5 protein-coding genes are annotated in these 6,303 nt (G+C 67.7%); 1 reads left to right on the top strand and 4 read right to left on the bottom strand.

The window, feature by feature from the left end:
- From VFF46_RS39315 to dnaA, 4 genes are all read right to left on the bottom strand, one after another.
- The coding region (locus tag VFF46_RS39315) for an AAA family ATPase (protein ID WP_325042371.1) at nt 1-132 on the bottom strand (132 nt) is incomplete at its 3' end.
- 1 nt (nt 133) lies between these two features.
- Entirely contained in the window at nt 134-1,054 is a 921-nt protein-coding gene (gene gnd, locus VFF46_RS39310) for a phosphogluconate dehydrogenase (NAD(+)-dependent, decarboxylating) (protein ID WP_325042369.1), read from the bottom strand.
- A 26-nt stretch (nt 1,055-1,080) separates the two neighbouring features.
- Nucleotides 1,081-2,226: a DNA polymerase III subunit beta gene (dnaN, locus tag VFF46_RS39305; RefSeq protein ID WP_325042368.1), complete on the bottom strand. Its 1,146-nt coding sequence runs from the start codon at nt 2,224-2,226 to the stop codon at nt 1,081-1,083.
- Between the two features lie 436 nt (nt 2,227-2,662).
- Nucleotides 2,663-5,647: a chromosomal replication initiator protein DnaA gene (gene dnaA / locus VFF46_RS39300; RefSeq protein ID WP_325042367.1), complete on the bottom strand. Its 2,985-nt coding sequence runs from the start codon at nt 5,645-5,647 to the stop codon at nt 2,663-2,665.
- A gap of 584 nt (nt 5,648-6,231) precedes the next feature.
- Between dnaA and VFF46_RS39295 the strand changes: the two genes are divergently transcribed.
- Nucleotides 6,232-6,303: large ribosomal subunit protein bL34 (locus VFF46_RS39295; protein WP_325042370.1), on the top strand; the 72-nt coding region annotated here is incomplete at its 3' end.

Here is a 6,303-nt window from a genome sequence, read left to right as displayed (position 1 = left end):
GTGGATCGCCTCGACCAGGTTGGTCTTGCCGTGGCCGTTCGGACCGACGAAGGCCGTCACACCCTGCGTGAGCTGGACCTCCGCCTGCTGGTAGGACCGGAAGTCGAGCAGACCCAGGGCGGTGACGTACACCTCAGTGCTTCGGCGGGGTGGCGTACGACGGGTCGGCGGCCTCGGCGCCCTTCACCGCGTGGCCACCGAACTGGTTGCGCATCGCGGCGATCGCCTTCATCGCCGGCGAGTCGTCCTGCCGGGACGCGAACCGGGCGAACAGCGCCGACGAGATCGCCGGCACCGGTACGGCGAGGTCGATCGCGGCCTCGACGGTCCAGCGGCCCTCGCCGGAGTCGTCGGCGTACCCGCGGATCTTGGCCAGGTGGCTGTCGTCCTTGAGCGAGGCGACGAGCAGGTCGAGCAGCCAGGACCGGATCACGGTGCCCTCGCGCCAGGACTCGAACGCCTCCGGGACGTTCTCCACGATGTCCGCGGCCTCGAGCAGCTCGTAGCCCTCGGCGTACGCCTGCATGATGCCGTACTCGATGCCGTTGTGGACCATCTTCGAGAAGTGCCCGGCGCCGACCTTGCCGGCGTGCACGAAGCCGAACTCGCCCTCGGGCTTCAGCGCCTCGAAGATCGGCATCACCACGTCGACGGTGTCCTTGGCGCCGCCGCACATCAGGGCGTAGCCGTTCTCCAGGCCCCAGACGCCGCCGGAGACACCGCAGTCGACGAACCGGACGTCCTTCTCGGCGAGCTCGGCGGCGCGCCGGGTGTCGTCGGTCCAGCGGCTGTTGCCGCCGTCGATGACGATGTCGCCGGGGGAGAGCAGCTCGGCCAGCTCGGTGACGACCGGGTCGATGGCCTGAACCGGCACCATCACCCAGACGACCTTCGGCTGGTCGCTCGCGGTGAGCTTGCCGACCATGTCGGCCAGGTCCTTGGAATCGGAGATGTCCTGGTTGTGGTCGAATCCGACCACGGTGTGACCCGCGTTGCGGATCCGCTGGCGCATGTTGCCGCCCATCTTGCCGAGACCGACAAGGCCGAGCTCCATCTGAATCCCCTTGTTCTGTTGGCTTTTCAGCTGTTCAGGCGGACCGGCATCAGCACGTACCGGAACTCGCTGATCGGTTCGCCGTCGAAGTCCCGCACACCGGTCAGTTCGGCCGGCTTCGTCGCCTGCGTGAAGGCCAGGTGCGCGACCGGCGTACCGATCGCACCGAGGCCGTCCAGCAGGTACGTCGGATTGAAGCCTACGGTCACCGGGTCGCCGACCACGCGCGCCTCCAGCGACTCCGATGCCTGCGCCTCGTCGCCGCTGCCGGCGTCGAGCGTCACGCTGTCCTCCTCGAAGGTCAGCCGGACCGGGGCGTTCCGCTCGGCGACCAGGGCGACGCGCTTGACGGCCTCGACCAGGGTCGCGGTGTCGATCCGGACCCGGGTGGCGATCGACGCGTCGTTCGGGATGATGCCGCGGACCTTCGGGAACTCGCCGTCCAGCAGCCGGGTGGTGGCGCGCCGGTTGCCGCCGGACACCTGGCCCTCGAAACCGACGATGCCGTCACCGGTCCCAGGAGCGGCCAGCGAGACGGTGACGTCCGATCCGGTCATCGCCTTCGCGGTCTCGGACAGCACCCGGGCCGGGACCAGCGCGGCCGCCGACGCGTCGGGGGACTCCGGATTCCACTCGAGCTCTCGGATCGCGAGCCGGTACCGGTCCGTGGCCAGCAGCGAGATCGTGGAGCCCTCGATCTCGACCCGGACCCCGGTCAGCACCGGCAGCGTGTCCTCGCGCCCGGCGGCCGTGACGACCTGCGAGACGGCCTGGGCGAAGACGTCGGCCTTCACCGTGCCGCTGGCCGCAGGAAGCGCCGGAAGGGCCGGATATTCCTCTGTGGGAAGCGTCTGGAGGGTGAAGCGCGAGCTGCCACAGGTGACCTGTGCCTTCGCGCCGTCGACCGCGATGTCCACGGGCTGGTTCGGAAGACTCTTGGAGATGTCGGCGACCAGCCGACCGGAGATCAGGCACTTGCCGGAGTCCGCGACCTGGGCGGGCACGGTGACCCGGACCGAGGTCTCGTAGTCGAAGCCGGACAGGGTGATCTGCCCGTCCTCGGCCTCGACCAGAAGGCCGGCAAGGATCGGGACGCTGGGTCGACTGGGCAAGCTGCGCGCGGCCCAGGCCACCGATTCGGCCAGTACGTCGCGCTCGACGCGAAACTTCACCGCTGGGTGCCTCCTGTTTCGGCTGTGTGCCAGGCAGATCCTGCCACGGACAAGTGTGCTGTGCGCCATTCGGGCCGGACGTGGCGCTTCGGGCGGGTCGCGTCGGCGTCGCTGTTGTGGTGCTTCAGAAGACAGCCTGACAGGTCCCGCAAGCCGGCGCGAGATCGGGGTTTTCCCCAGATCGGGCCGCTCGATCGTTTTGTGGCCTTCGAGCTCTCTATAGATTCCATAGTGTTCTTAGCACCGGTGGATAGTGTGGAAAAGCGGCGACTTCGCAGGTCAGACCCCACATTGCCATGTGGACGCCGTGTGGACAGTCTCCGCTTTGGTTGAGGACGGCCGTGGACGAAGTTTTCTGTCCCCACAGGCAATCCACAACCACACCGGAGGTTTCCCACAGTTTTCCACAGCTGCGTCCCCAACCTGTGTGTCCTGATTACTGCTGCTTCGCCTGGTGTTTGATGCGGTTCGTCAGCTCGGTCACCTGGTTGAAAACGCTGCGTCGCTCGGACATCAGCTGCCGGATCTTCCGCTCCGCGTGCATCACCGTCGTGTGGTCGCGGCCGCCGAACTGCTGACCGATCTTCGGCAGCGACAGGTCGGTCAGCTCGCGGCACAGGTACATGGCGATCTGCCGGGCCGTCACGAGCACCCGGCTGCGGCTCGAACCGCACAGGTCGTCGATCGAGAGTCCGAAGTACGACGCGGTCTGGCCCATGATCATGCTGGCCGTCACCTCGGGCTTGCTGCCTTCGGGGATCAGGTCCTTGAGCACGATCTCGGCCAGGCTCAGGTCGACGGGCTGCCGGTTCAGGCTGGCGAACGCGGTGACGCGGATCAGCGCGCCCTCGAGTTCACGGATGTTCGTCTGCACCTTGGACGCGATGAACTCCAGCACCTCCGGCGGCGCGGTCAGCCGCTCGGTGGCCGCCTTCTTCCGGAGGATCGCGATCCGGGTCTCCAGGTCCGGCGGCTGGATGTCGGTGATCAGGCCCCACTCGAACCGGTTCCGCAGCCGGTCCTCCAACGCCTCCAGGCGCTTCGGGGCCCGGTCGGAGCTGATCACGATCTGCTTGTTCGCGTTGTGCAGCGTGTTGAAGGTGTGGAAGAACTCTTCCTGGGTCTGGATCTTGCCTTCCAGGAACTGGATGTCGTCGATCAGCAGTACGTCGACATCGCGGTACCGGCGCTGGAACTGGGACGCCTTGTCGTCGCGGATCGCGTTGATGAAGTCGTTCGTGAACTCTTCGCTGGAGACGTACCGGACGCGCGCGCCGGTGTAGAGGCTCCGTACGTAGTGGCCGATCGCGTGCAGGAGATGGGTCTTGCCCAGCCCGGAGTCGCCGTAGATCAGTTGCGGGTTGTACGCCTTGCCCGGTGCCTCGGCGACCGCAACGGCGGCCGCGTGGGCGAACCGGTTCGAGCTGCCGATGACGAAGGTCTCGAAGGTGTACTTCGGGTTCAGGCGTGCCTCGCCCTGCGCCTCCGTGGCCGACTGGCTCGAACCGTTCGGCGGCGGGGCGACCGATCCGAGCGGCTGGCCGAACGGGGACTGCTGCTGTTGGGCCGGCTGCTCGTACTGCGGCTGGGCTTGCCGGCCGTACTGCGGGCCGTTGTCCGGATCGGTCAGCGCGGACTGGATGGTCGGCTGGTAGGCGCCGTCGGTGCGGAGTGGCTCGCGTACGGCGGGGGGCTGTTGTACGGGCTGCTGCTGGATCGGCTGTTGTGTGTACTGCTGCTGCGCGTACTGCTGTTGCTGCTGTTGGGGTTGCTGCTGGTGCTGGGCGTTCTGTTGCAACGGGTTCTGCTGTTGCTGGGGCTGCTGGTGTTGTTGCGGCTGGTGCTGGGACTGCTGCTGCTGTTCGGGGTCGAGGGACGGGTCGACGGTGACGGCGATGCGGATGTCTCGGCCGAAGCTCTCGGTGAGGATTCGCTCGAGGTCGGGGCGGAGACGCGTCTCTAGCTGGCCGCGGGTGAAGTCGTCGGGTACCGCGACGATCGCGGTGCTCTCGTGGAGGGTGACCGGGCGGGAGTTGGTGAGCCAGGCGCGCTGGTTGGGCGGCAGGCCGGCGAGGACTCGGGCCCAGGCTTCACCTAGGTCGGTGACAGCTGGGGCAACCTCGGCTACCCGCGGCTGCTGCATCGGCTGCTGCAGGTGCTGCTGAGCCGGCTGCTGCTGGTGGGCCTGCTGGGCCTGCTGCTGGGGAGCCTGCTGGGCCTGCTGTTGAGGGGCCTGGTGCTGGTGGGCCTGGTGCTGCTGCGGCTGCTGTTGTGGCATCTGCTGGTGAGCAGACGTGTGCTGCTGCGTCTGCGCAACAGGCTGCTCCTGCGGCGGCGGGCTGGGCTGCTGGCTCGGCTGTGCGTGGTGCTGCGCGCTGGACTGCTGGTGCGCCTGCTGCTGAGCGTCGGGGTATTGCTGAGCTGACTGGTACTCGCCTGGCTGATGCTGGGGCGGGCGCTGCTCACCGGGCTGCTCTGAGACGGGCTGCTGTGAAGCGGGCTGCTGTGAAGCGGGCTGGTACGTGCCGGGCTGGTGTGCGGTGGGCGGCTGAGGGAAGAACTCGGGTGAGTGCTGCTGGCGCTCGGGAGCGTTCTGCTGTGGGGCCTGACTCTGCTGCTGGTCGGCCTCATCAGCTTGCGCCGGCGGCGCGGTGTGCTCGTACGGCGTCTGCTCCTGCGGCGTGTGCTGTGAGTGCTGCTCTACGGGAGCACCCTGCGTCGGCTGCGGCGCGTCGTGCGTGGGGGTGTTGTCGGGTGACCACTGGTTGGTGGATGTGTTGTCCACACGTGCCTCGCCCTCGTTGGGTGCCGAGCCAGCTGCGTTGTCGCTGCCGGTACCCCATTCCGCCCTGCCCCAGGCAGTGCCCGTGTCGGGGAGGCGGTAATTACCGACGGCTGGGGCCGCGCCGAAGTAGGTCGTACCTGCGGTGGGCATGGGTGGGCCGGGCGGGAGGTCGGTGGCCGCACGTTCGAGCTCGGACCGGTAGCCGTACGGCGCCGGTGGTGGCGCGGGACGGTATCCGAAGGCCGACGGCTCGGGCATCGGGATCGGGAGCGACGGGCTCAGGTAGTCACCGGGATCCATCCGCGGCCCAGGCTCGGGCATCGCGAGCGGCAGGGTCTCGGCCTGCGGCATCGGGTCGGTACGGCGCCGCGGCTCCGGCCGGCGGTCCGGTTCGACCCGGCGGTCGGGCTCCACCCGGGGCGTCGGCTCGGTCCGGGGCAGAGCTTCGGTACGGGGCTGGGGCTCCGGAGCGGGTGGGATCTCGGTACGGAAGTTGGCTTCGGGTTCGGGGCGGATGTCGGCGTCGGGCTCCGGCCGCAGATCCTGGCGGCCGTCCGCGCGGTGCTCCGTCCGGTACTCGGTTGCCGTGAATTCCGCCGGTGTGAATTCCGCACTGGCGGAATGGTCCTCGACCACGCGTTGCTCCCCGAATCCATCGCTGCGGCGGCCGGCGCGTCCCGGAGGGATCCGGGGCTGTGCGACCGTTCGACCCGACACCGTACCGGCGCTCTGTCCACACGGTTGTCCACAGTTGTGAACGACCGCCGGGACAGGTTGGTTACCGATTGCGGGGTGTGGGACCTCTGGTGTGAGGGAGTGACGCTAACAAGTCCGCATAGCCACCTTCAAGCCGTCATCCACAGGCTATGAACAGGAAATTGGGGGCAACCTGCGGCGTGTCGGGTAGACGCCGGAGCGTAGTCATGGTTGGCGATCGCTCTCTGTCGCGCCTCGGTCCGGACAGTGACGAGTACTCCGGTAACCAGTTGCCCACTACGCTATCCACAAGCCTGTGGAAAACTCTGGGGATAGCTGGTTTGACCTGTCCACAGGGAGCCACGTACCGTGGATCGGTCGGTGTTGAGCCGGCCCTTTCGTGCTGCGCTCCCTGCGGGACCCTTCTTCTGGTTCTCCGACGGCGTGCAGGACAGGCACCCGGGCAGATCCAATCAGTGGATTTGTCGACAAATTTGTGATCTCGAGTAACCGGAGTCATTCCAGTGAGCAAGCGGACGTTCCAGCCGAACAACCGTCGCCGGCACAAGAAGCACGGCTTCCGTCTTCGGATGCGC

Origin of the sequence: Kribbella sp. (assembly GCF_035655035.1) — a bacterium.
Taxonomy (GTDB): domain Bacteria; phylum Actinomycetota; class Actinomycetes; order Propionibacteriales; family Kribbellaceae; genus Kribbella.
Note: the sequence above shows the minus strand (reverse complement) of the source record. Positions and strands in the feature narration are given on the sequence as shown.